Source organism: Marinobacter zhanjiangensis (assembly GCF_014651935.1).
In the GTDB taxonomy this organism is placed as follows: domain Bacteria; phylum Pseudomonadota; class Gammaproteobacteria; order Pseudomonadales; family Oleiphilaceae; genus Marinobacter; species Marinobacter zhanjiangensis.
On sequence record NZ_BMXV01000003.1, the window covers coordinates 431,405 to 456,669 of the forward strand.

Below are 25,265 nucleotides of genomic sequence, written 5' to 3' on the forward strand. Positions count from 1 at the left end.
TTTTTTCTAAAGGAACCCGGGCTGGCGCCGTTAAGCGATGCAACAGGGCGGCGCTCCCTAACAAAAGAACGGGCGCCAGACCTTTTCCATGAAATAACGACATATGTCGAAGGAGAAGCATTATGGCTCTCGGTATCAACACTAACGTTGCATCCCTTAGCGCTCAGAACCAACTGCAGAAATCCCAGGATCTGAGCAACCAGGCGCTGGAGCGTCTCTCCTCTGGTCTGCGCATCAACTCCGCCAAGGACGATGCTGCCGGTCTGGCCATTTCCACCCGTTTTCAGTCACAAATTCGTGGCCTGGATGTCGCTACCCGGAACGCCAACGATGGCATTTCCCTTTCCCAGACCGCAGAGGGCGCGCTGGACGAGATCACCAACAACCTTCAGCGTATCCGGGATCTGTCGGTGCAATCCGCCAACGCCACCAACAGCGCTTCAGACCGGGCTGCACTGGATCAGGAAGTTCAGCAGCGGCTGTCCGAAGTAGAACGCATCTCTTCCCAGACTGCCTTTAATGGCTTGAAGGTGCTGGACGGCAGCTTCGGCGAGCAGCAGTTCCAGGTAGGTGCCAATGCGGGTGAAACGATTGGCATTGACCTGTCGCAAGGGACCCGCCGGGACCAGATTGGCGAGCTCGCCGAGATAGAGGGTGGGGATGTGACTGCTGCCCTGGAGAAGGGGGATCTGGCTCTTACGGTTGGTGATGGACAGGAGGTCGAGATCGGTGCGTCCGATAATGATTCCGCTGCTTCAGTTGCCCAGGCGATTGACGACGCGAACGTCAGCGGGCTTACTTCCGTATCCGCGACTAACGTCCAGGATGTCGGATTTACAGCCATTGATGGCGCTCTTGCTTCTACGGGCAACGACACTACTTATGAACTGAGTGTCAGTATTGGAACCGGGGCTGCGATAACTATCACTGAAACCATTGCCGCTGGCAGCACAAACTCCCTGTCGGCATCCGACCTTGCCACCGCTATCAACGATGAGGGCATCGAAGGGCTGACTGCCAGTGCGAACTCAACCGGCGTGGTTTTGACCAATGATGAAGGTCAGAATGTCACCATTAACTCTGAGACAACCGCCGTGGGTACCTCAGCTGCCAGCGCCACTGGGACCGGTTCCGGTTTGGCCGTCGCTGCTGATACAACCTTCCGTGGACAGGTGTCCATCGAAGCGTTGGAGGACATCACCATAGGCGGTAGCAACCCGGACAGGGCTGGTTTCACTGACGGTGATATCGCGGTTGCCGAGGGTTCATTGGACACAATTGATGTGAAGACAGTGGATGCTGCCAACGACGCGATAAAGCGTATCGATTCCGCCCTTAACTCGGTGAACGGGGTGAGAGGCGAGCTGGGCGCCATCCAGAACCGCTTTGACTCCACCATCGCAAACCTGGCGACCACCTCAGAGAACCTGAGCGCTGCCAACAGCCGAATCCTGGACGCCGACTTCGCCGCAGAAACCGCGAAGCTCTCCAAGTCCCAGGTACTGCAGCAGGCCGGTATCTCGGTACTGGCTCAGGCCAATGCCCGTCCGCAGCAGGTTCTGTCCCTCCTGCAGTAAGGGGCTGACGGTACCAACCGGAGCCTTCGGGCTTCGGTTTTACGCCGTTTGAAGATAGCGAGGTAAAGCTATGAATGACGTTAACCTGACCAACCCGAGCCTGAAGCTGGTACGTACCAGCGACCAGGCACCGGTGAAGGCACTGTCGTCATCTCAGGCCGAAGGCAGGAATGCCTCCGACCTGGCATCGTCATCCGCAGGCAGTACGGCGCAAACCCGCTCCGCCGATCAGTCCAGCGAGCCATCGAAAGCCGAAAGGCTGCAGGCACGCAACGAGGATCAGCGCGAGGACCTGGGGGAAGCCGTCACCCAGCTGAACGATTTCGTACAGAACGTTCAGCGGGACCTGCAATTTGAAGTGGATAATGAAGCCGGTCAGACCATCGTGAAGGTGGTGGACCAGCAGACCAAAGAAGTTATCCGCCAGATCCCGGATGAAGTTGCCATGAGGTTGGCAGAAAACTTGCAGCAGGATGAACCGCTGACGTTGCTCAACATCAAGGTGTAGAAGCTTGCCGCTTTTCGCCTGGTAACAGCAACGGTATTTCAGCACCGCCGCACCCCCCAAGGGTCCGGCGGTGTTCTGCGTTAAGGGCTGTTCGCAGAGTTTGAATTTTGGCCCCCTCTCCCCCGGAGGGAGAGGGACGGGGTGAGGGGGGAGGAGATCAACTCCTGGTTTCGCCTTGGCGCCCTTTGGGCGCTCCCCCTCACCCTAGCCCTCTCCCTCGAGGGGAGAGGGCATCACTTGGGCGTTGCTCTCGGCCTTTGGTCAGAGCGTAGTTACATGGCGTTACAAATTGGCATCAGAATATCCGGAAAAGGGGCAAAGTTTTGCCGCCCGCTGCCGATAAACTGATCAGTAGACGTTAAGCCCCCTTGAGGAGGCATGGTTATGGCAGGTATATCATCGTTAGGCATTGGTTCCGGGGTCCTGAATTCGGATCTTGTGGATAAGTTGGTGTCCGCAGAGCGTGCGCCCACGGAAAACCGCCTGACCCGGGAAACCCAGCAAGCCGAGGCCATGCTGTCCGCCTATGGCAAGCTCCGCAGTGCTGTGACCGAACTGCGTCTGCCCATGCGGCAGCTAAGCGCTCCAGATAACCTCAAGGCCTTCTCCGCGTCATCCTCCAATGAAGACATTGGTGTGTCCGTCGATGCCACCAAGGCCAGCCGGGGCACCTACAGTGTTGAAGTGACCAGTCTGGCGTCTGCCCAGGCGCTGGCTTCACGCGATGTCTTTGCCGACCGTGATTCCACCAGTGTGGGCCAGGGCGCGCTGGAGCTGTCCGTTGGCGACAAGAACACCAGCATCACTATCGACGGAAGCAACGACACCCTGCAGGGGCTGGCCAACGCCATCAATGAATCCGACGCGGGTGTATCCGCTGGTGTGATTGATACCGGCAATGGCTATCAGCTGGTGCTGTCTGCCGATGAAACCGGTACCGCCAATGCGGTGAGTATGTCCGTTTCCGGCGATAGTGGCGGTACCAATACCGACGACCTGGGTCTGTCCCGTTTTGCGTTCAATACCGGCATGGACGTGGGAGCCGGGCTGGAACAAACCATCGCTGCCACCGATGCGAAGATGAGCATCAACGGCGTGCAAGTGACCCGCTCCACCAACACCTTTGAGAATGTGATCGACGGTCTGACCTTTGATATCAAGGCTGAGGGTACCTCAACCATCAAGGTGGATCAGGACTTGGGTGCAGTGGCAGACCGGGTTCAGGGGTTCGTGGACAAGTTCAATGGGTTGCAGTCTACTATCGACAGTCTTGCCGGTTTTAATTCGGAAGCTGGTGTCGGCAGTCTGCTCACCGGTGATTCCACCGTTCGCAATATCCAGAACCAGTTGCGTAGCGTTCTGACCCGTGTCGTTCCGGGCATGGAGGGCGCCAATGTTCGCAGTATGGCGGATGTGGGCATAACCACCGACTGGGAAACCGGCGGTCTCGAGTTTGATCGGGCAAAGTTTGAAGAACAGCTGAAGGCCAATCCGGACGACGTCACGGCACTGTTTGCCGAACAGGGCCGGGCAACCGACAGCCAGGTGGAATTTGTGCGCAGTGGCTCGTCGACACAGCCCGGTGACTACGCGATCAATGTGACCCAGGCAGCCACCCAGGGGCAGCTTGCGGCCGGCACCGCGCTCGGTACGACCTTTGACATTACCGACACCAACGATCAGCTGAGCCTGACCGTCAACGGCGATATCGGTGTCGATCTGACGCTCACTCAGGGCACGGGTCTGAGCCAGCAGGCGTTGCTGGACGATATCCAGGCTCAGTTGGATGGCAACAATGCCCTGAATGCGGCGGGTGTGTCCGTGCAGGCGGGGCTTGATGGCACCGGGAACCTCACGTTTACGTCTTCGAAATACGGCAGTGAATCCAGTGTCAGCCTGGCCTCTGCCGAAAACGCCGCGACCTTTGGATTGGATACAACCACCAGCACTGACGGTCTGGATATCGCCGGCACCATCGACGGCCAAGTGGCGGAAGGCGATGGACAGGTACTGTATTTGGGCAGTGGCAATGGCGACGCCTCTGGCCTGCAGGTGCGAATCCTGGGTGATCAGACCGGCGATCGTGGTTCCATCACCTTTATTGAGGGCGTGGCCGAGCGCACGGTGGATATGGTCACCAGCATGGTTGGTGCCGACGGGGCGATTGAATCCCGCACCGACAGCCTGAACCGGGAGCTGGAGCAGATCCAAGAAAACAAGGTACGGCTGGAGGAGCGCATCACGTCCTATCGTGAACGCCTGGTCAGCCAGTTCAGCGCCGCGGATTCGCTGATTTCACAGCTTAACAGCACCCGGGACTACGTCAGCCAGCAGTTGTCTGCGCTGGCTCCGAACCAGAGTGGCGGCAACAACTAAAGCTGCCAGACAGATTCAGACTCAGCCATACCAAGGGTATGGCAGCCAACACGGCACAACCGGAAAGCCGGTAACAAAGAGGTAGATTATGAACGGTTTGCAGGCCTATCAGCGCGTTAACACCCAGACCAGTATCACTGATGCGGACCCCCACAAGCTGATCCAGCTGCTGTACAATGGGGCGCTGGAGCGCATCAACATGGCCAAGGCGAAGATCCAGCAGAAGGATTACGGTGCCAAGGCCCAGCTGATCAACAAGGCTATCGAGATTGTCGGCGGCCTGCGCAGCTTCCTGGACTTCGAGAAGGGCGGTGACCTGGCTCTGCAGCTGGAAGCCCTCTATGACTACATGGAGCGCACCATGCTGGAAGCCAGCGCGAAGAACGACATCGCCAAGCTGGACGAGGTGGCCAACCTGCTGCGTTCCGTGAAGGAAGGCTGGGATGGTATTCGCGGCGAAGTGGAGAGCCGGCAGGCGCAGGCGGCGGTCTGATTTTTTATAGCCACGGAATCCACAGAAGAACACGGAATAAAGAACATTAACCGCGAAAGAACACGAAATTTAACAACGCCGTTTCGTGTCAAAGCGTTCGTTGGTTTTTTCCGTGTTCTTCCGCGGATTCCGTGGCAAACCTCTCTTTTCCTCTCCTTATGCTACACGGAGAAAAGCCCACCAATAGCCATTCCCCCCACACTCCCGTACAATATCCGCCTTCTTTTCAGAGCCAGGAAAATGGGGTCAGACCCCGTTTTTCGTTTTAGTTTTCGTGATTCGCAGGAGCAAGGGCATGTCTGATATCAATAAGGTGGTGCTGGCCTATTCTGGTGGTCTGGATACGTCCGTTATCGTCCGCTGGCTGCAGGACACCTACGACTGTGAAGTGGTGACCTTTACCGCCGACATCGGCCAGGGCGAGGAAGTGGAGCCGGCCCGTGAGAAGGCCAGGGCCCTGGGCGTGAAGGAAATCTACATCGAGGACCTGCGCGAGGAATACGTGCGGGACTACGTATTTCCCATGTTCCGCGCCAACACCATCTATGAAGGCGAGTACCTGCTGGGCACCTCCATTGCCCGCCCGCTGATTGCCCGTCGTCTGATCGAGATCGCCAACGAGACCGGCGCCGACGCCATCTCCCACGGTGCTACCGGCAAAGGTAACGACCAGGTGCGTTTCGAGCTGGGTGCCTATGCCCTGAAGCCCGGCGTCAAGGTGATCGCCCCCTGGCGTGAGTGGGATCTGAACTCTCGCGAGAAGCTGCTGGCCTACTGCGACGAGCGCGACATCCCGGTGGAGAAGAAGAAGGGCAAGAGCCCGTACTCCATGGATGCCAACCTGCTGCACATCTCCTACGAAGGCATCAACCTGGAAGATCCCTGGGCGGAAGCCGAGGAAGACATGTGGCGCTGGAGCGTGTCCCCGGAGAATGCCCCGGACACGCCCACCTATGTGGAACTGACCTACAAGCGGGGCGATATCGTCGCCATCGACGGCCAGGACATGAAGCCCCACGTGGTGCTGGAAACCCTCAACAAGATGGCCGGGGACAATGGCATTGGCCGTCTGGATATCGTCGAGAACCGCTACGTGGGCATGAAGTCCCGTGGCTGCTACGAAACCCCGGGTGGCACCGTGATGCTGCGTGGTCACCGCGCTATCGAGTCCATCACCCTGGACCGTGAGGTTGCCCACCTGAAGGACAGCATCATGCCCCGCTACGCCGAGGTGATCTACAACGGTTACTGGTGGTCACCGGAGCGTGAGGCGCTGCAGGCGCTGATCGACCAGACCCAGGAGTACGTCAACGGCACTGTTCGCCTGAAGCTCTACAAGGGTAATGTGGACGTGGTCGGCCGTAAGTCCGAAGACTCCCTGTTCGACGAGAAGATCGCCACCTTTGAAGAAGACGAAGGCGCTTACGACCAGAAAGACGCAGAAGGCTTTATCAAGCTGAACGCACTGCGCTTGCGGATTGCCGCTGGTAAGGGTCGTAAGCTTTAAAGACCTTTTTTGCCACGGAATCCACGGAAAGACACGGAAAAACGACGAAAAGACTTTTGGCCACGAAACCCACGAAAGAACACGAAAATTTAAACGTCAGTTTTTCGTGAGTTTTAGCGGATTTCGTGGCTAAAAATTCTTTATTTCCGTGTTATTCCGTGGATTCCGTGGCAAAAAAACGAAAAAAGGCCGACTCCAAACGAAGCCGGCCTGAAAAACGAACAACAAACAAGGAAAGATCGAAACTGCCTGAAACAACACAACTGGGTCCCGAAAATCCGGCGAGGGTACTACCCGGCTCCCTCACCGTCGGGGGTGGATACTGCCGGGGGATACTGCAACATTCCCCCGATCCACATGTGCAGAATAATGCCCTGGCCGCCTGCCGTCTGTTGATCTTCTGTGTTCGAGTGTTACTGCGTGTTTCCGGCTGCCCTCGTGGCTTTTACGCGGCTTGCGGGGTCGATGTGGCCGACATTTGCCGCTATGCTATCGGCCATTCGGCCGTTCCGCATTTCTGAGCAGGAGACCAGACACCATGCCTTCCTTTGATATCGTATCCGAAATCGACATGCACGAAGTCACCAACGCCGTGGACCAGGCCAAACGGGAGCTGGGCAACCGCTGGGACTTCAAGAATATTGAGGCGGATATCCAGCTCGACGACCAGACCATTACCATCAGCGCCGAGCAGGAGTTCCAGCTGGAACAGCTGATGGATATGCTGCGAATGGCCTTTGCCAAACGCAATATCGACACCCGGGCCATCGACGACGATGGCGAGAGCAAGGCCGGCAAGCTGGTCAAAAAGCACCTGAAGCTGCGCCAGGGTATCGAGACGGATCAGGGCAAGAAGATCGTCAAGATGATCAAAGATGCCAAGTTGAAAGTGCAGGCCAGCATCCAGGGTGACAAGGTACGGGTGACCGGCAAAAAGCGGGATGATCTGCAGACTGCGATCGCCATGCTGAAAGAATCGGAGTTCGAGCTGCCCCTGCAGTTCAATAACTTCCGCGACTGAGTCAGCCCATCGTTGTTATTCTTTCTCGTCGGGTGTCTCGATCTCGCCGTTGACCGGGTAGTCCGGATGAGCCACCCGGAACAGCAGGGCTGCCAGAACAATCGCCGGCAGTCCGGTCATGGCCGTAATCAGGTAGAACTCGATCCAGCCCACGGCTTCGGCCAGCATCCCGGTGAAGCCGGCCGCGAACTGACCGGGCAGCGTCATCAGTGAGCTGAACAGTGCATACTGGGTGGCGGTGTAGGCGGTGTTGGTCAGGCTCGACAAGTAGGCGATGAACACCGAAATCGCCAGCCCACCGGTCACATTGTCAGCGATGATGGCCGCCACCAGCCCCTCCTTCACGGGACCAATGGTCGCCAGCACCGCAAAGGTCAGGTTGGTGGCCGGCGCCATAAGGGCCGTGAACAGCAGCAATCGCGCAATCCCGAAGCGGGACACCAGCGCACCGCCCAGGGCCGCACCCGCCAGGGTCATGATCAGACCGAAGGCGGCGGCGATGTTGGCAATCTCCCCCTTGGTAAAGCCGATATCCAGGTAAAACGGGTTAGCCATGACCCCCATGAAGATATCGCTGATGCGGAAGGTTCCCACGAATAGCAACACGATCAGGGCGGCCTTGCCGTAGCGCTGGAAGAAATCCGCAAACGGGCAGACCACGGCACCGATAAACCAGCCCATGAAGCGCCGGCGCAGGTTGCCATGAACCGTGCTGTCCATGTAACTGGCGACGCGACGCTCCATTTCCCGGGTCTGGCCACTGATGTAGCGTGCGGGTTCCTTGACGATCAGGGTGGTGATCATGCCGACGCCCATCAGCAAGGCCATGGTGCTATAGGCCAGTGACCAGTTGCCAATGGAGGCAATGTGCAGGGCGCCGGCCCCGGCAGCGAGGATGGCCACGCGGTAGCCGGTCACGTAACTGGCGGCCATCGCGCCCTGGTGCCTGGACTCGATGGCTTCCACCCGGTAGGCGTCGACCGCGATATCCTGGGTGGCCGAGCCGAAGGCCGCGACCACCGCCAGCACCGCGACCCAGAGATGGTTCTGTGACGGGTCCGTCATGCCCATACCCAGCAGCGCAAGGGCAATGGCGACCTGGGCCAGCAGCATCCAGCTGCGGCGCCGGCCAAGCCAGCGGGTCAGGAGGGGTACCGGAGTCCGGTCCACAATCGGTGCCCAGACCACCTTGATGGAGTGGGCCATGCCGACCCAGCTGAGAAAGCCGATGGTGGCCAGTTCCACCCCCAGGTCACGCAGCCAGGCGGTGAAGGTGCCGCCCACAAGCAGTAGTGGCAAGCCGGCGGAAAAGCCCAGAAACAGCATGCCCAGCACTTTCGGATTGCGGTAGATGCGAAATCCCTGGGCAAGCTTGCCAACAAAAGTTGTACTGGTCTCTTCAGGCATGTTGGTCCGGACTATTCTGTGGCAGAGGGGGCAGAGTATTTGGAATTCCGGGTCTGGTAAAGCGGTAACCGTCAGGACAGGCTCAGGGGCGCCACCGGAACCGTTTCATGGACACCCGGCCGTTGATGACCTCGACACCCTCATTCATCAGCAGCGCCTTCTGTTGCTCAAAGGTGTCCGACCCCGGCGGAAAGGCAATCTGCCCGGTATTGCGGATCACCCGGAACCAGGGCACGGAATGCCCGGCCGGCAGCATGCCCAGGGCCCGCCCGACGAACCGCGCCTGGCGCCCGAGCCCGGCCATATCGGCCACTTGGCCATAGCTGACAACCCGGCCTGCGGGAACCGCAAGCACGACCTGCCATATTTTCTGTTCCCGTGTGTGTTCCATTGCGGAATTCTGCCATGGCGACGGCTTGTCGAACAGGCAGTGAATGCCATCGCTTGAAGTTCCAGACTCTGCCCTGATGTTAAGAGGTTGGGGAACCGGAGTCCGGAAATCGGGGTCTGACCCCATTTTTACAGTTGAACATTCAGCGGGGAGGCATCCTTTGCCAGTATTCGTCTTTCTCTTTGTTGTCATGCCCATCCTGGAAATGGTGGTGCTGATCAAGGTAGGCACCGTCATCGGTGCCCTCAGCACCGTGGGCCTGGTGCTGCTGACTGCGGTGATTGGTGCGGCCCTGCTCAAGCAGCAGGGACTGGCGACCCTGACCCGGGCCAACCAGCGGCTCAACAGTGGTGAGCTGCCGGCACAGGAGGTGGCCGAGGGCCTGATTCTGGCGGTCGGCGGCGCGCTGTTGCTCACCCCCGGCTTTATTACCGATACCATCGGCTTCCTGTGCCTGATCCCTGGCACTCGGCACTGGTTCGTGCACCAGGCGATGAAACGCATGGTGGTGCGGGGGCAGGGCGGTAGCTTCTTCTTCAGCGCTGGCGGGGCCGATCCGTTCGGCGGCCAGGGGCCGTTTGGTCGTCGCCCGGGTGGTGATGATCCCATAGAAGGTGAGTACCGGGACGAGACCGACCGGGACCACGATCACATCGAAAAAAAGTAAAAATTTTTCAGGCCGGGTGTTGAAAACCGGACCGCCACCCCCATTTAGGTCACACAAGTTTGCTGTGGGCGGATAATCTTCTGCAAAACAGAGGGTTACTGCCCCGGCTTTTAACGCAACGTCATTGTCAAAGATAGCCTGACATTGGAGAAATCAAGAATGAAAATTCGTCCGCTACACGACCGTGTTGTCGTGCGCCGTAAGGAAGAAGAAGAGAAAACTGCCGGTGGTATCGTGCTGCCTGGTAATGCCAAGGAAAAGCCGTCCCAAGGCGAGGTAGTAGCTGTCGGTAACGGCCGCATTCTCGACAACGGCGAGACCCGCGCACTGGCGGTGAAGGAAGGCGACACAGTAGTCTTCGGCCAGTACGCCGGCAACACCGTCAAGATTGAAGGTGAAGAACTGCTGATCATGAGCGAGAACGAAATCTACGGTGTGCTTGAAGGCTAACGCCTGTCACAACCCGGATAACGCATTCAATCCGATTGTTTGCTCAACAGTTCAGACGATTGGTTTAAAACGAACAGGAATAGAAAATTATGGCAGCTAAAGACGTTAAATTCGGTGACAGCGCACGCAAGCGCATGGTTGCAGGCGTCAACGTACTCGCGGACGCCGTCAGGGTAACTCTCGGCCCGAAAGGCCGGAACGTGGTTCTGGACAAGTCCTTCGGTGCTCCGACAGTCACCAAGGACGGCGTGTCTGTGGCCAAGGAAATCGAACTGAAAGACAAGTTCGAGAACATGGGCGCCCAGATGGTCAAGGAAGTCGCTTCCCAGACCAACGACTCCGCCGGTGACGGTACCACTACCGCCACGGTACTGGCCCAGTCCATCGTCAACGAGGGCATCAAGGCCGTTACCGCCGGCATGAACCCCATGGACCTCAAGCGTGGTATCGACAAGGGTACCGCAGCAGCCGTACAGGCAATCCGTGACATGGCCAAGCCCTGTGACGACAGCCGCAACATCGCCCAGGTTGGCACCATTTCCGCCAACGGCGACGAGGCTATTGGTAAGATTATTGCCGATGCCATGCAGAAAGTCGGCAAGGAAGGCGTCATCACCGTTGAGGAAGGCCGTGGCCTGGACGACGAACTGGACGTGGTTGAAGGCATGCAGTTCGATCGCGGCTACCTGAGCCCGTACTTCATCAACAATCAGGACAGCATGTCCGCCGAGCTGGAAGACCCGTATATCCTGCTGGTCGACAAGAAGATCTCCAACATCCGCGAACTGCTGCCGGTATTGGAAGCTGTGGCCAAGGCTGGCAAGCCGCTGCAGATCATCGCCGAAGATATCGAAGGCGAAGCGCTGGCGACCCTGGTGGTCAACAACATGCGTGGCATCGTCAAGGTCAATGCCGTCAAGGCGCCCGGTTTCGGTGACCGTCGCAAGGAAATGCTGCAGGACATCGCCATCCTGTCAGGCGGTACCGTGATCTCCGAAGAAGTGGGTCTGACCCTGGAGAACACCACCCTGGATGACCTGGGCACCGCCAAGCGTGTCAACGTCACCAAGGAAAACACCACCCTGATCGGTGGTGCCGGCGACCAGGCTGATATCGAAGCCCGCGTTGAGCAGATCCGCAAGCAGATCGAAGACAGCACCTCCGACTACGACAAGGAGAAGCTGCAGGAGCGCGTTGCCAAGCTGGCTGGCGGTGTTGCCGTCGTCAAGGTGGGCGCTGGCTCTGAAGTGGAAATGAAAGAGAAGAAGGCCCGCGTTGAAGATGCCCTGCACTCCACCCGTGCTGCGGTTGAAGAAGGTATCGTACCGGGCGGTGGCGTAACCCTGATCCGTGTCATTGCGGCACTGGACAAGGTAGATGCTATCAACGACGAGCAGAAGGCTGGCGTTAACATCCTGCGCCGTGCCATGGAAGCACCGCTGCGTCAGATCGTGTTCAACGCCGGTGGCGAGTCCTCCGTTGTGGTGAACAAGGTTCGTGACGGCGAAGGTTCCTTCGGTTACAACGCAGCCACTGAAGAATACGGCGACATGCTGGAAATGGGCATCCTGGATCCCGCCAAGGTGACCCGTTCCGCGCTGCAGGCGGCCGCTTCCGTTGCGTCCCTGATCATCACCACCGAGGCGATGATTGCTGACGAGCCGGAAGAAGAAGGCGCCGGTGGCGGCGGTATGCCGGACATGGGCGGCATGGGCGGTATGGGCGGCATGATGTAGTGCAGTCCTGATGCCTGACGCTCCAGCACCGCGGTGCTGAAGCGTCGCCCCGAAAACCCCGCACGGGTCTCTGCCCGGCGGGGTTTTTTTGTGGCCGGAGTGGCACACGAACCTTTTCAAATCCGGGCCCGGGTCACGTAGAATTGCCGGGCTGGCGCAAAACCTGTGAAGCAATGTCACAAAGAGCCCGCAGGTTCTTGCCATAATTCAGGAAATGCCGAATGTTTCCGCAACCATCAGGCCTTTTGCCTATGCCACGTTCAGTCAGGGTGCCCGAACGAGAATGACCGACTCCCCCGAGCGCTCCTTTTTCCGACCGGTCAAGGTCATACTGCTCGTCCTGCTGGCATTGCTGGTTTACGCCATGGCGCTGGTGGTGTGGGTGCCAGCCGGGTGGGTCTGGTCGCAGGTGGCACCTGAAGTCCATCTGCCGCCGGGCGTCAGGGTGCAACAGGTGTCCGGGTCGCTGTGGCAGGGCGCCGCCCGTGTGGAATTGCAACGCCATCCGGTGCGGCTCGTCTGGTCATTGTCCTGGCCGGACATTATCGCGCTGCGCCAGCCGGTGGACTTCACGGTGGAAACCCCCCGCTCCCGGGTGCAGGGGAATCTGATGCTGGGCTGGCCGTCGTCGCTGGTGGTGGATGCCTCCGGGCAGGTGCACGTTGCTGAATTCGAGGACCTGATCCGTCAGAGCGGCGGGGCCCTGCTGGAAGGTGATGTGGTCATCGACCGGCTGCGTGTGGCCGCTGACGATGGCAGGCTGCAAAGTGCCACCGGCCTGGGGCGCTGGCCCGGGGGCCAGGTCAGCTGGCCCATGGGGGACAGTCGCCAGAGCACGGTGTTCCCGCCCATGCAGGCAACGCTGGCGGATACTGCACAGGGTGTGCTGCTGACGATTGCCCGGGAAGGGTCCGCCGAGCCGGCGGCTGACGCCAGCATCACTCTGGACGGAATGATGGCGATACGGGTGTACAAGCGCATGGTAGACCTGGCCGGGCAACAGTGGCCGGCCTCGGCGGCCCCCGGTGATGTGATTTTCCAGGTGCAACAGCCGTTGTTGCCCGGGGGGCAGTTCTGATGGCGAGGCGAACCCGCTTTCAGGTGTCGCCGTGGATTCCCCGCTGGCTGGGCAATCTTCTGATCGTCGGGCTGGTGATCCATGCCGCCGCCGGTATGGCGTGGTTCACCTGGCAGTGGTTGTGGAACGAGCAGCCAGTGGCATCGCTGTATAACACGGGGGCAGGGGCAGGCGCCGCAGCGGGGCAGATAACTGCCCCTCTGGCCAGCATGGAGCTGTTTGGACGGCCACCCGGTAACCAGCCGGTAGCGGAGTCGGTTCGTCGCAATGCACCGGAAACCCGCCTGCGGCTGACGCTGGAGGGGGTGATGGTGGCGGCGCAGCCTGAGAACTCCGGTGCTATAGTGACTAGCGGGGGTAACACGACTGCCCATTATCGGGTGGGCGAGTTGCTTCCGGGTAATGCCGAACTTGTGGAGGTGGAGCCCGGGCGTATACTGATCCGTCGTCAGGGTGCCCTGGAATCGCTCACCTTCGATGAAGACAGCGACGGCACGGCACTGGCCTCGCTGGAGCCGGAATCGGTTGCCGCTGATTCGTCAGAAGATTTTCTGGACCAGGCGCAGGACCGGCTGGCGAGCGAAGGTGCGAACGCGTTACTTGCATTTGGCCTTCAGCCGGTGGACGATGGCGGCTCACAGGGTTATGTGTTCGACGGCTCGAATGCCATGCTGCGGGCGGTCAACCTTCGCGAGGGCGATGTGATTACCGCCATCAATGGTTATCAGCTGGGGGATCTGGAACAGGATCGTCAACTGCTGGAAACCTTGCGTTCGGAGCCCCGGATTCAGGTGGAAGTCGAACGGGATGGTGCCCGCTTCACGGTAACCTACGCGTTGCCGCAATGAGAGGAGCCGGCCATGGCCGCACCAGGGAAAGATCGGGGGGCGGTGTCCCCGAAAGACAAGCAGAGAGCCTCCGCAAAGGCTTCATCGATACAGGACGCGATCGTTGCATGATTAAGCTCACCACACCTCTTATGCGGGCCCTCGTAATGGCCCTGCTATTGCCGCTGATGACCATAGCCCAGGCGCAGGAGGGAACCTGGCGGTTGAACCTCAAGGACGCCGACATCCGAGCCTTTGTCACACAGGTTGCCGACATCACCGGTTACAGTTTTGTGGTGGACCCCAGGGTCAAGGGCAAGGTGACGGTGCTGTCCAGTGCCCCCATGAATAAGGACGAGATCTACGATCTGTTTCTGGCCGTGCTGCAGGTTCATGGCTTCACGGCGATCCCCGGAGAAGAGGTGATCAAGGTTGTCCAGCAGGTAGACGCCAAGCAGAATGCCGAGAACCTGACCCGCTTTGAGGAAACGCCGAGTGAGCAGCTTATCACCCGCGTGATTCCGGTCAACAATGCCAATGCCCTGGAGCTGGTGCCAATACTGCGCCCCCTGGTGGCCAAGTATGGCCATCTTGCAGGCGTTGCCGCAGCCAATGCCCTCATAATCAGCGATCACCGGAACAACATCGAGCGCATCGAATCCATCGTTCGTGACCTCGACAGTCCCGCCGAATATGAGGTGGAAGTCATCCAGCTTGACGAAGCCTGGGTGGGCGACATGGTGACGTTGCTGCAGGAGCTGGCGCCGGATGAACTCGGGCGTGCCGGCGGTGGTGGTGATCCGGGGGGGCGCCAATTCAGCGTAACCGCCGACGAGCGCAGCAACCGTCTGATTCTCCGTGGTGACAAGAACTTTCGCGACAAAATGCGCAACCTGATCCGCCAGCTTGACCAGCCGTCGGCATCCGGTGGCACTACCAAGGTGATGCGTCTCAAGCATGCGGATGCCAAGAGCCTCAGCGAGATTATCGAAGGGGTGATGGGCGAAGTGGTCCGCGAATCCGAGGGTGAGGGCGCTGGTGGCGGCGCAAGTGGTCGTAACACCACGGGCTTCTCGGTGTTTGCTGACGAAGGCCTCAACGCCCTGGTACTGCGCGGCGAGCCCTCCATGATGCAGGAAGCGGAAATGATCATCTCCCAGCTGGACGTACGCCGGGCTCAGGTTATGATCGAGGCCGCCATTGTGGAAATCAGCGACCAGCTGGGTTCAGGCTTGGGTGTCCAGGTTGCAGCGGCGGACGAGGGTGGCGGTTCCACCCCGGTTATCGGCTCCAACTTCAATAACGTGGGGTCCACCCTGGGCGATGTGATCGGCGCGATTGTGGAAGAGAGTGTGATCGCCCCGGCGTTGGGTGGTATCACCCTTGGTGCAGGCCAGCGTAACGAGAATGGCGTTACCTGGGGCGTCCTGCTCCAGGCCCTGGCTACCTCGGCAGCGGCCAACCTGTTGTCCACACCCAGCATCATCACCCTGGACAATCAGGAAGCCGAGATCATCGTGGGCCAGAACGTGCCGTTCCGCACGGGGGAGCAGGCCACCGCCGGTGATGGTCTGAGCAATCCGTTCACCACCATTGAACGCCGCGATATTGGTCTTACTCTCAAGGTGACACCGAGTATCAGCAGTGATGGCCTCGTGCGCCTGGTGGTCGAACAGACCACAGAGGACGTCGCCACGAGCGTCGACAACGCGGCTGACATCGTCACCAACAAGCGGGAAATCAAAACGACCGTGCTGGCGGATGACGGCGAGACTATCGTCCTGGGCGGCCTGATCAACGAGAATGTCCGAATCGACAAGAGCAAGGTGCCGCTGCTGGGTGATATTCCCATCCTTGGTCGCCTGTTCTCCTCGGAGTCGACATCCCGTGAGAAGCGGAACCTGCTGGTTTTCCTGCGGCCTACCATCATGCTCAACAAGGCCGAGGCCGCGGAGGTCACTGACGAGAAATACAGCGGCCTGTGGGACATTAATCTGGGCATGCGTGAAAAACTGGATCTGCCGGGTGAGGGTGAAGCGCCGCCGGAAATCGAAACCCTGTTCCGGGGTGAGGAGTACCGTGAGGCTCAGCAGGCCAGGCGGGAAGCTCAGCAGGCTGCGGAAGCCGCAGCCGACTGATACGCGGCCGCTCCTGTCGGTCGCTGTTTGCAGGTTATCAAAGGGCTGTCAGCCATGCTGGCGGCCCTTTTTCGTCAGGGCTGTAATCCTTCCTGTGAATGCGCCTATGTCCGTAGCCACCGCTACGGTGCTGATGGCGCCGGCATCAGCTCAGCGGTGGCAGCGGGCAGTCCAGCTGGTCGGCGACGATCCGGATCAGTTCATATTCCCTCGCATCGACCTTGCCATCATGGCGCACGCACTGGGCGCAGGCATCCAGAATGCCGGGCTTGAGCATGGGTGAGAGCTGGTTCAGTCGCCTCAGGCTTTCCCTCAGGTCTTTCACGCTCACCTTTTCATTGAGTGTCAGTTTGCTGGCACTCTGCCGGTCGGCAAAACTCTCGATGGCATGGCGGTGCAGTGACTCGGCCTCGCGGCGACTTCCGGTGCCTGCCCGGGCCATCAGGCTGAACAGGGTGTTCAGGTCCGCCATCACCTTTCGGTAACTGCGATACCGGACCGGTACCACCTGACCGGCATCCGGAGCCAGGTGACGTTTCAGAAAGCTGTGCAAGGCAAATTCGAACAGGGTGACGCGGCCATCGGCCTGCGCCAGGATCGCGACCTGCCGGGTCAGGGCCTGACGCTCGTCGGGGTCGAGTTTACGCAAGGCGGGCATGGCCAGTTCCAGTGCCGGCAGGCGGATGGCATCGCCTTCCCGGTCCAGGGTGGGTGTGAAGCGGCGGATCAGCGCCGGGTCCGGGCGCAGGACAACCGCCGAGGACTGGTTTGCCAGCAGGCTTTCGGCGGTATCGTCCCGCAGGTCGTGGATCAGCAGTGCATAGATAAACTGCACGGCGCCGGACCGCGTGTATAGCAGCTCTCTGACATTGGCGGGCAGGCGGTTGAGCAATTTGCTGGCATGGAGTTCGCTGGCCTGGGTGACGGTGCCGATTTGTGACGAGAGTCCCGCCTGGGTTGAGCCGGTATTGTTTGGCCCTGCGGACTGGCCTGCAAACCCACTGGCTCCTTCCGGTGCTGCTGTTTCGGCTTGCCCGCGCTCCACAGGCTGGTCTCGCAGCCGGCTCCGCAGGCGTGTCATGAGGCCGGGCTGTATGGCCTCGATGCGTTCGTCAACGGGCGGGTGTGAGCCCAGCAGGCGGCTGAAGGCCATTTTTGTGCTTTCGCCGAAGCACATGTGGTTCATGTCGCTGGCGTGGCTGGTATGTTCCAGGTAGCCGGATTTGAGGCCAATCTTGTAGAGGGCTCCGCCGATGCCTTCCGGGTTGCGGGTAAACTGGACCGAGGAGGCGTCGGCCAGTCGCTCCCGTTCGCGGGAGACAGCTGCCTGTATCAGTCGTCCGCAGAAGACACCCAGGTAGCCGATGACCGTCAGGGCGAGGGCGATGATCAGCAGTACTCCCCGTGAGTCGTTGCGGCCGCTGGACCGGAAGCTGTGGCGATGACTGCTGCTGTAGAGCAGGAAGAAGCCGATCTGGCCGATGGCGAGGATGCCGGCCAGCAGGGCGATCAGGCGGACGTTGATGCGCATGTCGCCATTGAGTATGTGGCTGAATTCGTGGCCGACGACGCCCTGGAGTTCGTCCCGCGTCAGTTGGGTGAGGGCACCGTGGGTGACGACCATGACGGCTTCGTTGGGGCTGTAGCCGGCGACGAAGGCGTTGATAGCGGTTTCGTTATCCATGATGTACAGCTGTGGCACGGGCACGCCGCTGGCGATGGCCATTTCTTCGACGATGTTGCGGAAGCGGCGTTCGTCGGGGTCCTGGCTGGATGGGTCGAGTAGCCGCGCATTGACCATTCGGGCGACCCGTTCGCCGCCACCGGCCAGGTCGAGCCAGCGTATGGCGGAGGCACCGGTGATCAACAGGACGACGGTACCGGCGGTTATCAGGCCATGGGAGCTGATCAGCCACTGGTGGAAGGGCAGGTTGGTGGTGTCGCTGCGGGTGACCAGGTAGCCGATGACGCAGACGGCCAGGGCGATGAGGGTGACGGCCAGGGCGAACAGGAATACCAGCAGGGTGGTATTGCGTTTGGCGGTGGTCTGGCGCTCGAAGAATCCGGGTGCTGGCATGGTTTACATTCCGGGAAAGGTCGGGATCCGTGAACTTGGTGAAGGGTCAGGAACCCGGGATCTCTTTCCCGGACACGCCGTGAATACTTCCCTGTAGGCTCTTCAAAAACGTCCCTGTTTTTGAAGGTCCGGGAAAGAGATCCCGGGCCCCTGACCCCCGACTTTGGAGTGGCCTTCCGTTAGAAAGACACTTTGGGTGCCGTCCGCGCTTCCGGCGATTCCAGTTCGAGCTGGGCCGTCGGCTTGAAGCTGAACATGCCGGCCACGATGTTATTGGGAAACTTCTCCCGCTGGATGTTGTAGCTCATCACGCTGTCGTTGTAGGCCTGCCGGGAAAAGGCGACGCGGTTTTCGGTGCTGGAGAGCTCTTCCATCAGTTGCTGGACGGTTTCGTTGGCTTTCAGCTCCGGATAGTTTTCGGATACCGCGTAGAAGTTGGCAAGCGCCTGGGTGAGCATGTTTTCGGCGCTGCCCAGTTTTTTCATCTTGCCGGCTTCACCGGGGTCGGTGGCGGCGTCTTTCTGGGCGTCGACGGCGCCGTTGCGGGCTTCCATGACCTGGGTAAGGGTTCCGCGTTCGTGGCTCATGTAGGCCTTGGCGGATTCCACCAGGTTGGGAATCAGGTCATGGCGACGCTGGAGCTGTACGTCGATCTGGGCGAAGCTGTTTTTGAACTGGTTACGGTAGGACACCAGCTTGTTGTAGATGGCGACAATATAGATAACGGCGATGGCGATTACGGCAAGGCCGATCAGCGTTGAGGTCATAAGGGTCCTTTCCTGATGTGGTTCCGGGAGTGGGTTCTGGCACTCACGGTCGGTTATTTATATGGCTGATTCTCCACGTTTTCCTCAAGCTTTCCATGGAACGCTTCCACAAACTTCACAAAAGCTTCAGGTAGCAGTGGCCGGCTGAAGTGGTAGCCCTGGGCGATCTGGCAGCCGCGCTGGCGCAGGTAGAATTCCTGTTCCTGGGTTTCCACGCCTTCGGCGATAACGGCGAGGTTGAGGCTTCGCCCCAGGTCGATGATGGTGTTGGCAATGCGAGTGTCGTCTTCGTTGACCAGAAGGTCCTGAACGAACTGTTTGTCGATTTTCAAATGCTGCACGGGCATGCGTTTGAGGTAGGTCAGCGAGGAATAGCCGGTGCCGAAGTCGTCGACGGCGATATTGATGCCGGCGCTGTTCAGCTGGCGAAGTTTTTCCACCGCATCTTCCAGGTTTTCCATGAAGCCGGTTTCGGTGACTTCCAGTTCCAGCCGGCCGGGGGGGATTTCGTGCCGGCCCAGGGTGGCCAGTATGGTGCCGACAATGTCTGGCTGGCGTAGCTGGACGGCGGAGAGGTTGACGGCGATGCGCAGCGGCATGCCGGCCGCGGCCCATGAGGCGGCCTGCCGGCAGGCTTCGTCGAGCACCCATTGGCCGATGTCGACAATGGTGCCGTTGAGTTCCGCCAGCGGAATGAACTCGTCCGGTGGCACCATGCCCCGTTCCGGATGTGTCCAGCGTATGAGGGCTTCAGCGCCGATGATCCGGTCGCTCTGCAGGCTGATCTGCGGCTGGTAGACCAGATGGAATTCGTGGTTGCGCAGGGCCTGGGACAGGTCTTTTTCGAGCTGTTTGCGGGCGCGGATTTCCTGGTCGACGCTGGCGATGTAGAAACGGCTGTGGTTGGTAGCCTCGGCCTTGGCCAGGGTCATGGTGTGTTCCGCGTGCTGAAGCAGGTGGTCCGGTTCCGAGGCGTCCACCGGGTACATGGCGACGCCGATGGTGGCGGTTATTTGCAGCGATCGCCTTTTCACACTCACCGGTTCATTGAACAGGCTGAGCAGGTATTCGCCCAGCTCGGCGGCTTCGTACTGATCTTCCACGGGGTTGGCAATGACCACGAACTGATCGCCGCTGAGGCGCCCCGCCAGCAGCCGTCGGGGGGTTCCGGGTTCGGTCAGGCGTTGCGCCATGATTTTAAGTATGCCGTCGCCGGTTTCGTAGCCCAGTTGTTCGTTGATGCTTTTGAAATCATCAATGCCGCAACAGTATACCGCCAGCTTGTCGTGGTTTTTCCTGCAATCGGCCAGTGAACTGCCGAGGGTGGTGAGGATGGTTTCGCGGCGGGGCAGGCCGGTCAGCTGATCGTGATGGATCAGTTCATTGGCGCGGTTCTCGGCGTCTTCGTGCCGGCGACGGCTGTCCTGGATGGAGGTCAGCAATTGGTTGATGACCTGCACCAGCACATCCAGTTCGTCGCGCTTGTGTCCTGTGGGGCGGTTCAGAAGGTGTCGGTCAGGGTGGTCCGGGTCGACCCGGATCAGGGCCCTCACCAGGTTCTGCAATGGCTTGGTGATCAGCCAGTGAACCACCACAAACAGTACCAGGCCTACAATTACGGCGCGGAGAATGCCGACCAGCAGGGTGAGGGCCGAGCGCTCCACCCACGCCGTCGCGGCAATGGCGGTGTCGTAGGTGACACGAAGCTGGCCGTAAACCACGGGCTCTCCACTGGCGCCGACGACGTTGCGCTTCAGGTCGGTTGTGTAGCTACGGGTCTGGTCGAATATACGGTCGGTGAGGTCCCGGTAGCCGGACTGGGCAAGGGGGCGCTGGTGCTCGGCGAGCACGTTGCCGTCCGGGTGGGTGATGGAAGCCTGGTGAAGCTCCTGTTGGCCAAAGAGGCCACCGATCACCTGGTTACCCAGTTCTTCGTCAAGGCTGAATACGGCCTGAGTGGCTGCCTCTCGAACCAGTTCGACGGACTGCCGTGCGTCGCGGTCCAGTTCCGATGACACGTACCGTGCGTCGCTGACGATCTGGAGTACGCTGAGAATGCAGCCGGCAAGAATGGCAGCGGACAGCACCCAGCGAAGAATTCGGTATCCCAGACGGCGTTGCAAGGAAAATACTTCAGTCATGACGGTCGCATGGTTTCATGGTCGGTACTTCGGCGAATGCCCTCGCCGTCGAGAATCGCGAGCTTGCTAACAGTACAGTGTGGCCCATATCTGCTGGATTGCACTGACGGAAACACTATTTTTTCAGAATGATCAGTGCGTGGGTGTTTCATTTTGTAATGTTGCGCCCGTGGCAAGTAGCGGAGTGTACGGGCACAAAAAAACCCGCACTGTGGCGGGCTTTTCGGGTGAGCACCGGCAGGTCCGGTGCGCCACTGAACGGAACCGGACGGATCAGGCCAGGTTTTCGTTCACGAAGTCCCAGTTGACCAGGTTCCAGAAGGCTTCCAGGTAGTTGGGACGGCTGTTGCGGTAGTCGATGTAGTAGGCGTGTTCCCAGACATCGACGGTCAGTACCGGCTTGTCCGGACCCGTCAGCGGGGTTTCCGCGTTGCTGGTGTTAGCGATGGCAACAGAGCCGTCGGCCTTTTTCACCAGCCAGGTCCAGCCGGAACCGAAGTTGTTGGCGGCCTTGTCGTTGAACTCTTTCTTGAAGTCCTCGAAGGAACCAAATGCTTTCTCGATGGCATCCTTGGCGGCACCGGTGGGCTCGCCGCCGCCGTTGGGGCTCAGGCAGTGCCAGTAGAAGGTGTGGTTCCACACCTGGGCTGAGTTGTTGAACAGCGGGCCGCTGGCGCTCTTGATGATTTCTTCCAGGGACTTGTTGGCGTCATCAGTGCCTTCGATCAGGCCGTTCAGTTTGGTGACATAGGTGTTGTGGTGTTTACCGTAATGGTATTCCAGAGTCTCTTCTGAAATATGCGGTTCCAGAGCGTTCTTTGCGTACGGAAGTGCGGGAAGTTCAAAAGCCATGAGGTCGTTCTCCCTGGTTTCTCTCAGTATTTCAGGGGTCATTGAAGCCCCCGATGAACATTTATAGCGCGTTGGTGTTGCAGTAATACCGCGTTACAACGACACCTTTTTGTAACTCTTCAACCAACAAGTATCGGGCCTGCCTGGTTTTTTTCAAGGGCGAAGGGGCGAATGCGGGACAAAAACTTTACCGCGTGCCCGCGGGCTCTGGCCCGTTGGCCCGGGGCCAGAGGCGGATCAACGGGTCAGTGAGCAGTCAAGTTCTGGGCTGCTGGGCAGGAACTGGGCAACATTGCGCACCCGCCACTTGAGTTCCTCGTAGCTGTCGGCCAGTACGTTGACATGTCCCAGCTTGCGCCCCGGGCGTTCGCCCTTTGCGTACAGGTGCAGGTGCGTGTAGGGCAGTTCGAGGATGCGATCGACATCACCATGCTCGCCAATGATATTGACCATGCAGCTGACGCCCCGCGCTGCGGTGTTGCCCAGGGGATGGCCGGCTACTGCGCGAATATGGTTCTCGAACTGGCTGGTCATGGCGCCTTCCATGGTCCAGTGGCCGGAATTGTGCACCCGGGGAGCCATTTCGTTGGCCACCAGGCCATTTGCGGTTTCGAACAGTTCCAGGGCGAGCACGCCCACGTAGTCCAGTTCGTTGAGCAGGGTGCGGATATAGCCGTCGGCCTTTTCTTCCAGCTCACGGGAGAGCTGGGGGGCCGGTGCAATGGAATAGCGCAGGATGCCCTCGTGGTGGACGTTTTCGGCCATGGGGTAGAAGTCCACCTCGCCGTCCGCGCCACGCACGGCAATCAGCGAGACCTCGCGGGTGAATTCGACAAACTTCTCGACCATCAACCGCTCATGGCCAATGTCTTCCCAGGCGCCGGCGGCGTCCTCCGGCGAGCGCAGCACCGCCTGACCCTTGCCGTCGTAGCCTTCGGTGTTGGACTTGGCCACGACCGGGCAGCCGAGTTCTTCCGCCGCTGTTTTCAGTGACTCGGCGCTGTCGGCCATGCGCCACTGTGGTGTGGGAATGCCCAGGCTACCGAACAGGGTCTTTTCCGCTTCCCGGTTCTGGCAGACCTGGAGAGCCCGGGGCCCCGGGTGGACCGGCGTTGACTGTGCGATTTTCTCGGCAATTGCCACCGGCAGGTGTTCGAACTCGTAGGTGACGCGGTCAACCCGCGACAGGAAATCATCCAGGTATTTGCCTTCCCGGTCGATAATGACTTCCCCCAGTCCGGCACTCGGGCTGCCGGACATATCGTAGAAGACGAAAGTCTTCGCCAGGGGGTAGCCGGCCAGGGCCAGCATTCGCCCCAGCTGTCCTGCACCGAGAACGCCAATTCGCATGGGTATACTCCTGTCTGTGTGTCGAGTCAGCTGTCGCTGGCCGGGTCGGGGTTGTCGAGCACTGACCGGGTCTGCTGCTGACGGAAATCCTCAATGCGGGCCTGCAGGTCCGGGTCGTGGGTACCGAGGATCTGTGCTGCCAGCAGGCCCGCGTTGGTGGCTCCGGCCTTGCCGATGGCCAGTGTGCCCACCGCAACACCACCGGGCATCTGGGCAATTGAAAGCAGGGAGTCCAGCCCGTTAAGCGCCTTTGACTGGACAGGTACGCCCAGCACCGGCAGGGGTGTCTGTGACGCCACCATGCCAGGAAGATGGGCCGCGCCTCCGGCCCCGGCAATGATGACTTTCAGTCCACGCCCGGCCGCGTTCTTGGCATAGTCGAACAGCAAATCCGGCGTACGGTGCGCAGACACCACCCGGGTTTCGTAACTGACCCCCAGCTTATCCAGCATCAGTGCGGTATGTTCCATGGTGGGCCAGTCCGATTTGGAGCCCATGATAATGCCTACCAGCGGTTGCATAGCAATTGTCCCCGTCATTAAAGGTGACGGCAGCGGGCGTGGTCCGTCTGATGCCCGGCGTCGGGAAAGCCCGCCATTTTAGGATTTGCCTGACCGCCATGCAAACGCAAGCCGTGTCTTGCGGGTCGGCTACGGTTAACAGAGGGGCTTTAAGATGCACAGCAGGGCAGTAACTTGGTGATAAAGCCTGCAAACGGATATGATCAGTCGCCATAAGGCTGTTTCAGGTAAAGAGGTCACTATGGATTCGATTCGCCCTGATGAGGACGAACTGCGTGCTGACGCGCCAATCGCTGGCGGCGTGAGCAAAACCGGCAAAGGCAGGGCAGGGGAGCGCCAGGCTTCCGGCGATGGCGGCAGGCGGACCCCGCCACCATCTTCCGGCGGAAAGCCCGGAGGGACGGGTGGCGGCTCTGAAGGAAAGTCCGGGGGCTCATCTGGCGGCCTGGTCTGGACGTTGCTTATCCTGCTGGTGGTGGTGATCGCCGGTGGCGGCTGGTTCGGCTGGCAGATGCATCAACAGGTGCAGTTTATGGAATCCCAGCTGGAAGAGGCGGACTACTGGGCCCGCCAGAGCAAGCTGGCACTGGCGAGGTTCGAGGGCGACCTGTCGGAAACCGGCGAAAACCTGGAGGAAACCGGGTCCTCCATGGACGAGCGGCTGAGCGGTCTGGACACACAGCTGGAAGAAGCCAACGATGAAATCCGTAAGCTCTGGGTGCTCGCCAATGAAAAGAACCGGCCAAGGATTACCTCTCTGACAGAGCAGCAGCAAAACCTGACGGAACAGCAGGAAAACCTGACGGGCCAGCTGGAAACCCTGGTCAGCGACCTGGAAGCGGCGGGCCAGCGCGTGACCGAATTGCAGGGGACGACCGATACCCTGTCGTCGGGGCTGGAGCAGACGCAGCAGAGCCGGCAGCAGAATAGCGAGCGCCTGCAAACGCTATCCGGCGAACTGGAGAGTGTGAGCGATCGTGTTGGCGGAATTGACGAGCAGGTCGCCCAACAATTGCAGCGCTTCCGGCAGGAGCAGTCGCTGACCCTGGAAGGACTCGAGAGCCGGCTGGAGGCCCTGGAGACCGGCGATGGTCGTGTACAGGAGCTTTCACGACAGCTGACGGCTACCCGAAACCGTCTGGCGGAGGCGGAGCGGACCCTGGAGTCGGTGGATGCGTCCCGCGCCCAGCTGACCTCCCGGCTGGTGCGCCTTCAGGAGCAGGTGGATCAGCTCAGGGCCAGGTAACGCGCTTGCCGAGAGGGCGCCCTAACTCTCGGAATTGATTGAAAAATAGCCTGATTCCGGGGCTGGCAAAATAATTCCGGGAATTTTCCCTGAAATGTTTGACACTGCCTCAGAAATACTTAAAATGCGCGTCTC

General features: G+C 59.8%; 21 protein-coding genes. 13 read left to right on the top strand and 8 right to left on the bottom strand.

The features are described 5' to 3' along the window. Positions 1–122: 122 nt before the first annotated feature. The 6 genes from IE079_RS18960 to IE079_RS08685 all read left to right on the top strand — a co-directional run bounded on the left by IE079_RS18960 (position 123) and on the right by IE079_RS08685 (position 7,482). Positions 123–1,577, top strand: a complete 1,455-nt coding sequence (locus tag IE079_RS18960; protein WP_189575458.1) for a flagellin N-terminal helical domain-containing protein — start codon at positions 123–125, stop codon at positions 1,575–1,577. Between the two features lie 70 nt (positions 1,578–1,647). Next, positions 1,648–2,085 carry a flagellar protein FlaG gene (locus IE079_RS08665; RefSeq protein WP_189575460.1) on the top strand — a complete coding sequence of 146 codons (438 nt, stop codon included), beginning with the start codon at positions 1,648–1,650 and terminating at the stop codon, positions 2,083–2,085. Between the two features lie 384 nt (positions 2,086–2,469). Beyond that, entirely contained in the window at positions 2,470–4,461 is a 1,992-nt protein-coding gene (gene fliD / locus IE079_RS08670) for a flagellar filament capping protein FliD (RefSeq protein WP_189575463.1), read from the top strand. Positions 4,462–4,549: 88 nt separating this feature from the next. After that, positions 4,550–4,954: a flagellar export chaperone FliS gene (gene fliS, locus IE079_RS08675; RefSeq protein ID WP_189575465.1), complete on the top strand. Its 405-nt coding sequence runs from the start codon at positions 4,550–4,552 to the stop codon at positions 4,952–4,954. Between the two features lie 295 nt (positions 4,955–5,249). Beyond that, positions 5,250–6,461 carry an argininosuccinate synthase gene (locus IE079_RS08680; protein WP_189575466.1) on the top strand — a complete coding sequence of 404 codons (1,212 nt, stop codon included), beginning with the start codon at positions 5,250–5,252 and terminating at the stop codon, positions 6,459–6,461. 538 nt (positions 6,462–6,999) lie between these two features. Then, positions 7,000–7,482 carry a YajQ family cyclic di-GMP-binding protein gene (locus IE079_RS08685; RefSeq protein WP_189575467.1) on the top strand — a complete coding sequence of 161 codons (483 nt, stop codon included), beginning with the start codon at positions 7,000–7,002 and terminating at the stop codon, positions 7,480–7,482. Positions 7,483–7,497: 15 nt separating this feature from the next. Here the strand turns inward: IE079_RS08685 and IE079_RS08690 are convergent, their stop codons facing one another. Then, positions 7,498–8,889 (bottom strand): AmpG family muropeptide MFS transporter, encoded by a 1,392-nt coding sequence (locus tag IE079_RS08690; protein ID WP_189575468.1) that lies wholly within the window; start codon positions 8,887–8,889, stop codon positions 7,498–7,500. An 82-nt stretch (positions 8,890–8,971) separates the two neighbouring features. Beyond that, positions 8,972–9,280 (bottom strand): MGMT family protein, encoded by a 309-nt coding sequence (locus IE079_RS08695; RefSeq protein WP_189575469.1) that lies wholly within the window; start codon positions 9,278–9,280, stop codon positions 8,972–8,974. Positions 9,281–9,440: 160 nt separating this feature from the next. Between IE079_RS08695 and IE079_RS08700 the strand changes: the two genes are divergently transcribed. The 6 genes from IE079_RS08700 to gspD all read left to right on the top strand — a co-directional run bounded on the left by IE079_RS08700 (position 9,441) and on the right by gspD (position 16,176). Next, positions 9,441–9,947, top strand: a complete 507-nt coding sequence (locus tag IE079_RS08700) for an FxsA family protein (RefSeq protein ID WP_189575471.1) — start codon at positions 9,441–9,443, stop codon at positions 9,945–9,947. Positions 9,948–10,106: 159 nt separating this feature from the next. Then, positions 10,107–10,397 (top strand): co-chaperone GroES, encoded by a 291-nt coding sequence (gene groES, locus IE079_RS08705; RefSeq protein ID WP_189575473.1) that lies wholly within the window; start codon positions 10,107–10,109, stop codon positions 10,395–10,397. Between the two features lie 89 nt (positions 10,398–10,486). Continuing rightward, complete coding sequence (gene groL / locus IE079_RS08710; RefSeq protein WP_189575474.1) at positions 10,487–12,133, top strand: chaperonin GroEL; 1,647 nt, start codon at positions 10,487–10,489, stop codon at positions 12,131–12,133. Positions 12,134–12,416: 283 nt separating this feature from the next. Then, positions 12,417–13,211, top strand: coding sequence for a type II secretion system protein N (gene gspN, locus IE079_RS08715; protein WP_189575475.1), 795 nt, complete (start codon positions 12,417–12,419; stop codon positions 13,209–13,211). Then, positions 13,211–14,059: a type II secretion system protein N gene (locus tag IE079_RS08720; protein ID WP_189575476.1), complete on the top strand. Its 849-nt coding sequence runs from the start codon at positions 13,211–13,213 to the stop codon at positions 14,057–14,059. Before gspN ends, IE079_RS08720 begins: the two co-directional genes overlap by 1 nt. A gap of 107 nt (positions 14,060–14,166) precedes the next feature. Continuing rightward, positions 14,167–16,176, top strand: coding sequence for a type II secretion system secretin GspD (gene gspD, locus IE079_RS08725; protein ID WP_189575477.1), 2,010 nt, complete (start codon positions 14,167–14,169; stop codon positions 16,174–16,176). A gap of 145 nt (positions 16,177–16,321) precedes the next feature. Here gspD and IE079_RS08730 read toward each other — a convergent pair whose 3' ends face one another. The 6 genes from IE079_RS08730 to purE all read right to left on the bottom strand — a co-directional run bounded on the left by IE079_RS08730 (position 16,322) and on the right by purE (position 23,884). After that, on the bottom strand, positions 16,322–18,253 hold the full coding sequence (locus tag IE079_RS08730; protein ID WP_189575478.1) for a M48 family metallopeptidase: 1,932 nt from the start codon (positions 18,251–18,253) through the stop codon (positions 16,322–16,324). Positions 18,254–18,432: 179 nt separating this feature from the next. Then, positions 18,433–19,020 carry a LemA family protein gene (locus tag IE079_RS08735; RefSeq protein WP_189575480.1) on the bottom strand — a complete coding sequence of 196 codons (588 nt, stop codon included), beginning with the start codon at positions 19,018–19,020 and terminating at the stop codon, positions 18,433–18,435. A 53-nt stretch (positions 19,021–19,073) separates the two neighbouring features. Continuing rightward, the gene (locus IE079_RS08740; protein WP_189575482.1) at positions 19,074–21,161 is read right to left on the bottom strand and encodes a putative bifunctional diguanylate cyclase/phosphodiesterase; all 2,088 of its coding nucleotides are present in this window, start codon (positions 21,159–21,161) and stop codon (positions 19,074–19,076) included. Positions 21,162–21,434: 273 nt separating this feature from the next. After that, positions 21,435–22,013, bottom strand: a complete 579-nt coding sequence (gene sodB / locus IE079_RS08745; protein WP_189575484.1) for a superoxide dismutase [Fe] — start codon at positions 22,011–22,013, stop codon at positions 21,435–21,437. Positions 22,014–22,250: 237 nt separating this feature from the next. Further along, a complete protein-coding gene (locus IE079_RS08750; protein WP_189575486.1) occupies positions 22,251–23,363 on the bottom strand; it encodes a 5-(carboxyamino)imidazole ribonucleotide synthase in 1,113 nt (370 codons plus the stop codon). Between the two features lie 26 nt (positions 23,364–23,389). After that, positions 23,390–23,884 (bottom strand): 5-(carboxyamino)imidazole ribonucleotide mutase, encoded by a 495-nt coding sequence (gene purE, locus IE079_RS08755; RefSeq protein WP_189575488.1) that lies wholly within the window; start codon positions 23,882–23,884, stop codon positions 23,390–23,392. A gap of 241 nt (positions 23,885–24,125) precedes the next feature. On the opposite strand from purE, the gene IE079_RS08760 reads away from it, so the two are divergent. After that, the gene (locus IE079_RS08760) at positions 24,126–25,130 is read left to right on the top strand and encodes a GumC domain-containing protein (RefSeq protein ID WP_189575490.1); all 1,005 of its coding nucleotides are present in this window, start codon (positions 24,126–24,128) and stop codon (positions 25,128–25,130) included. Positions 25,131–25,265 lie beyond the last annotated feature (135 nt).

Bases quoted from the DNA above. Each gene is read 5' to 3' on its own strand.
- IE079_RS18960 (WP_189575458.1), top strand. From the start codon at position 123: ATGGCTCTCGGTATCAACACTAACGTTGCATCCCTTAGCGCTCAGAAC.
- IE079_RS08665 (WP_189575460.1), top strand. From the start codon at position 1,648: ATGAATGACGTTAACCTGACCAACCCGAGCCTGAAGCTGGTACGTACC.
- fliD (WP_189575463.1), top strand. From the start codon at position 2,470: ATGGCAGGTATATCATCGTTAGGCATTGGTTCCGGGGTCCTGAATTCG.
- fliS (WP_189575465.1), top strand. From the start codon at position 4,550: ATGAACGGTTTGCAGGCCTATCAGCGCGTTAACACCCAGACCAGTATC.
- IE079_RS08680 (WP_189575466.1), top strand. From the start codon at position 5,250: ATGTCTGATATCAATAAGGTGGTGCTGGCCTATTCTGGTGGTCTGGAT.
- IE079_RS08685 (WP_189575467.1), top strand. From the start codon at position 7,000: ATGCCTTCCTTTGATATCGTATCCGAAATCGACATGCACGAAGTCACC.
- IE079_RS08690 (WP_189575468.1), bottom strand. From the start codon at position 8,889: ATGCCTGAAGAGACCAGTACAACTTTTGTTGGCAAGCTTGCCCAGGGA.
- IE079_RS08695 (WP_189575469.1), bottom strand. From the start codon at position 9,280: ATGGAACACACACGGGAACAGAAAATATGGCAGGTCGTGCTTGCGGTT.
- groES (WP_189575473.1), top strand. From the start codon at position 10,107: ATGAAAATTCGTCCGCTACACGACCGTGTTGTCGTGCGCCGTAAGGAA.
- groL (WP_189575474.1), top strand. From the start codon at position 10,487: ATGGCAGCTAAAGACGTTAAATTCGGTGACAGCGCACGCAAGCGCATG.
- gspN (WP_189575475.1), top strand. From the start codon at position 12,417: ATGACCGACTCCCCCGAGCGCTCCTTTTTCCGACCGGTCAAGGTCATA.
- IE079_RS08720 (WP_189575476.1), top strand. From the start codon at position 13,211: ATGGCGAGGCGAACCCGCTTTCAGGTGTCGCCGTGGATTCCCCGCTGG.
- gspD (WP_189575477.1), top strand. From the start codon at position 14,167: ATGATTAAGCTCACCACACCTCTTATGCGGGCCCTCGTAATGGCCCTG.
- IE079_RS08730 (WP_189575478.1), bottom strand. From the start codon at position 18,253: ATGCCAGCACCCGGATTCTTCGAGCGCCAGACCACCGCCAAACGCAAT.
- IE079_RS08735 (WP_189575480.1), bottom strand. From the start codon at position 19,020: ATGACCTCAACGCTGATCGGCCTTGCCGTAATCGCCATCGCCGTTATC.
- IE079_RS08740 (WP_189575482.1), bottom strand. From the start codon at position 21,161: ATGACTGAAGTATTTTCCTTGCAACGCCGTCTGGGATACCGAATTCTT.
- sodB (WP_189575484.1), bottom strand. From the start codon at position 22,013: ATGGCTTTTGAACTTCCCGCACTTCCGTACGCAAAGAACGCTCTGGAA.
- IE079_RS08750 (WP_189575486.1), bottom strand. From the start codon at position 23,363: ATGCGAATTGGCGTTCTCGGTGCAGGACAGCTGGGGCGAATGCTGGCC.
- purE (WP_189575488.1), bottom strand. From the start codon at position 23,884: ATGCAACCGCTGGTAGGCATTATCATGGGCTCCAAATCGGACTGGCCC.
- IE079_RS08760 (WP_189575490.1), top strand. From the start codon at position 24,126: ATGGATTCGATTCGCCCTGATGAGGACGAACTGCGTGCTGACGCGCCA.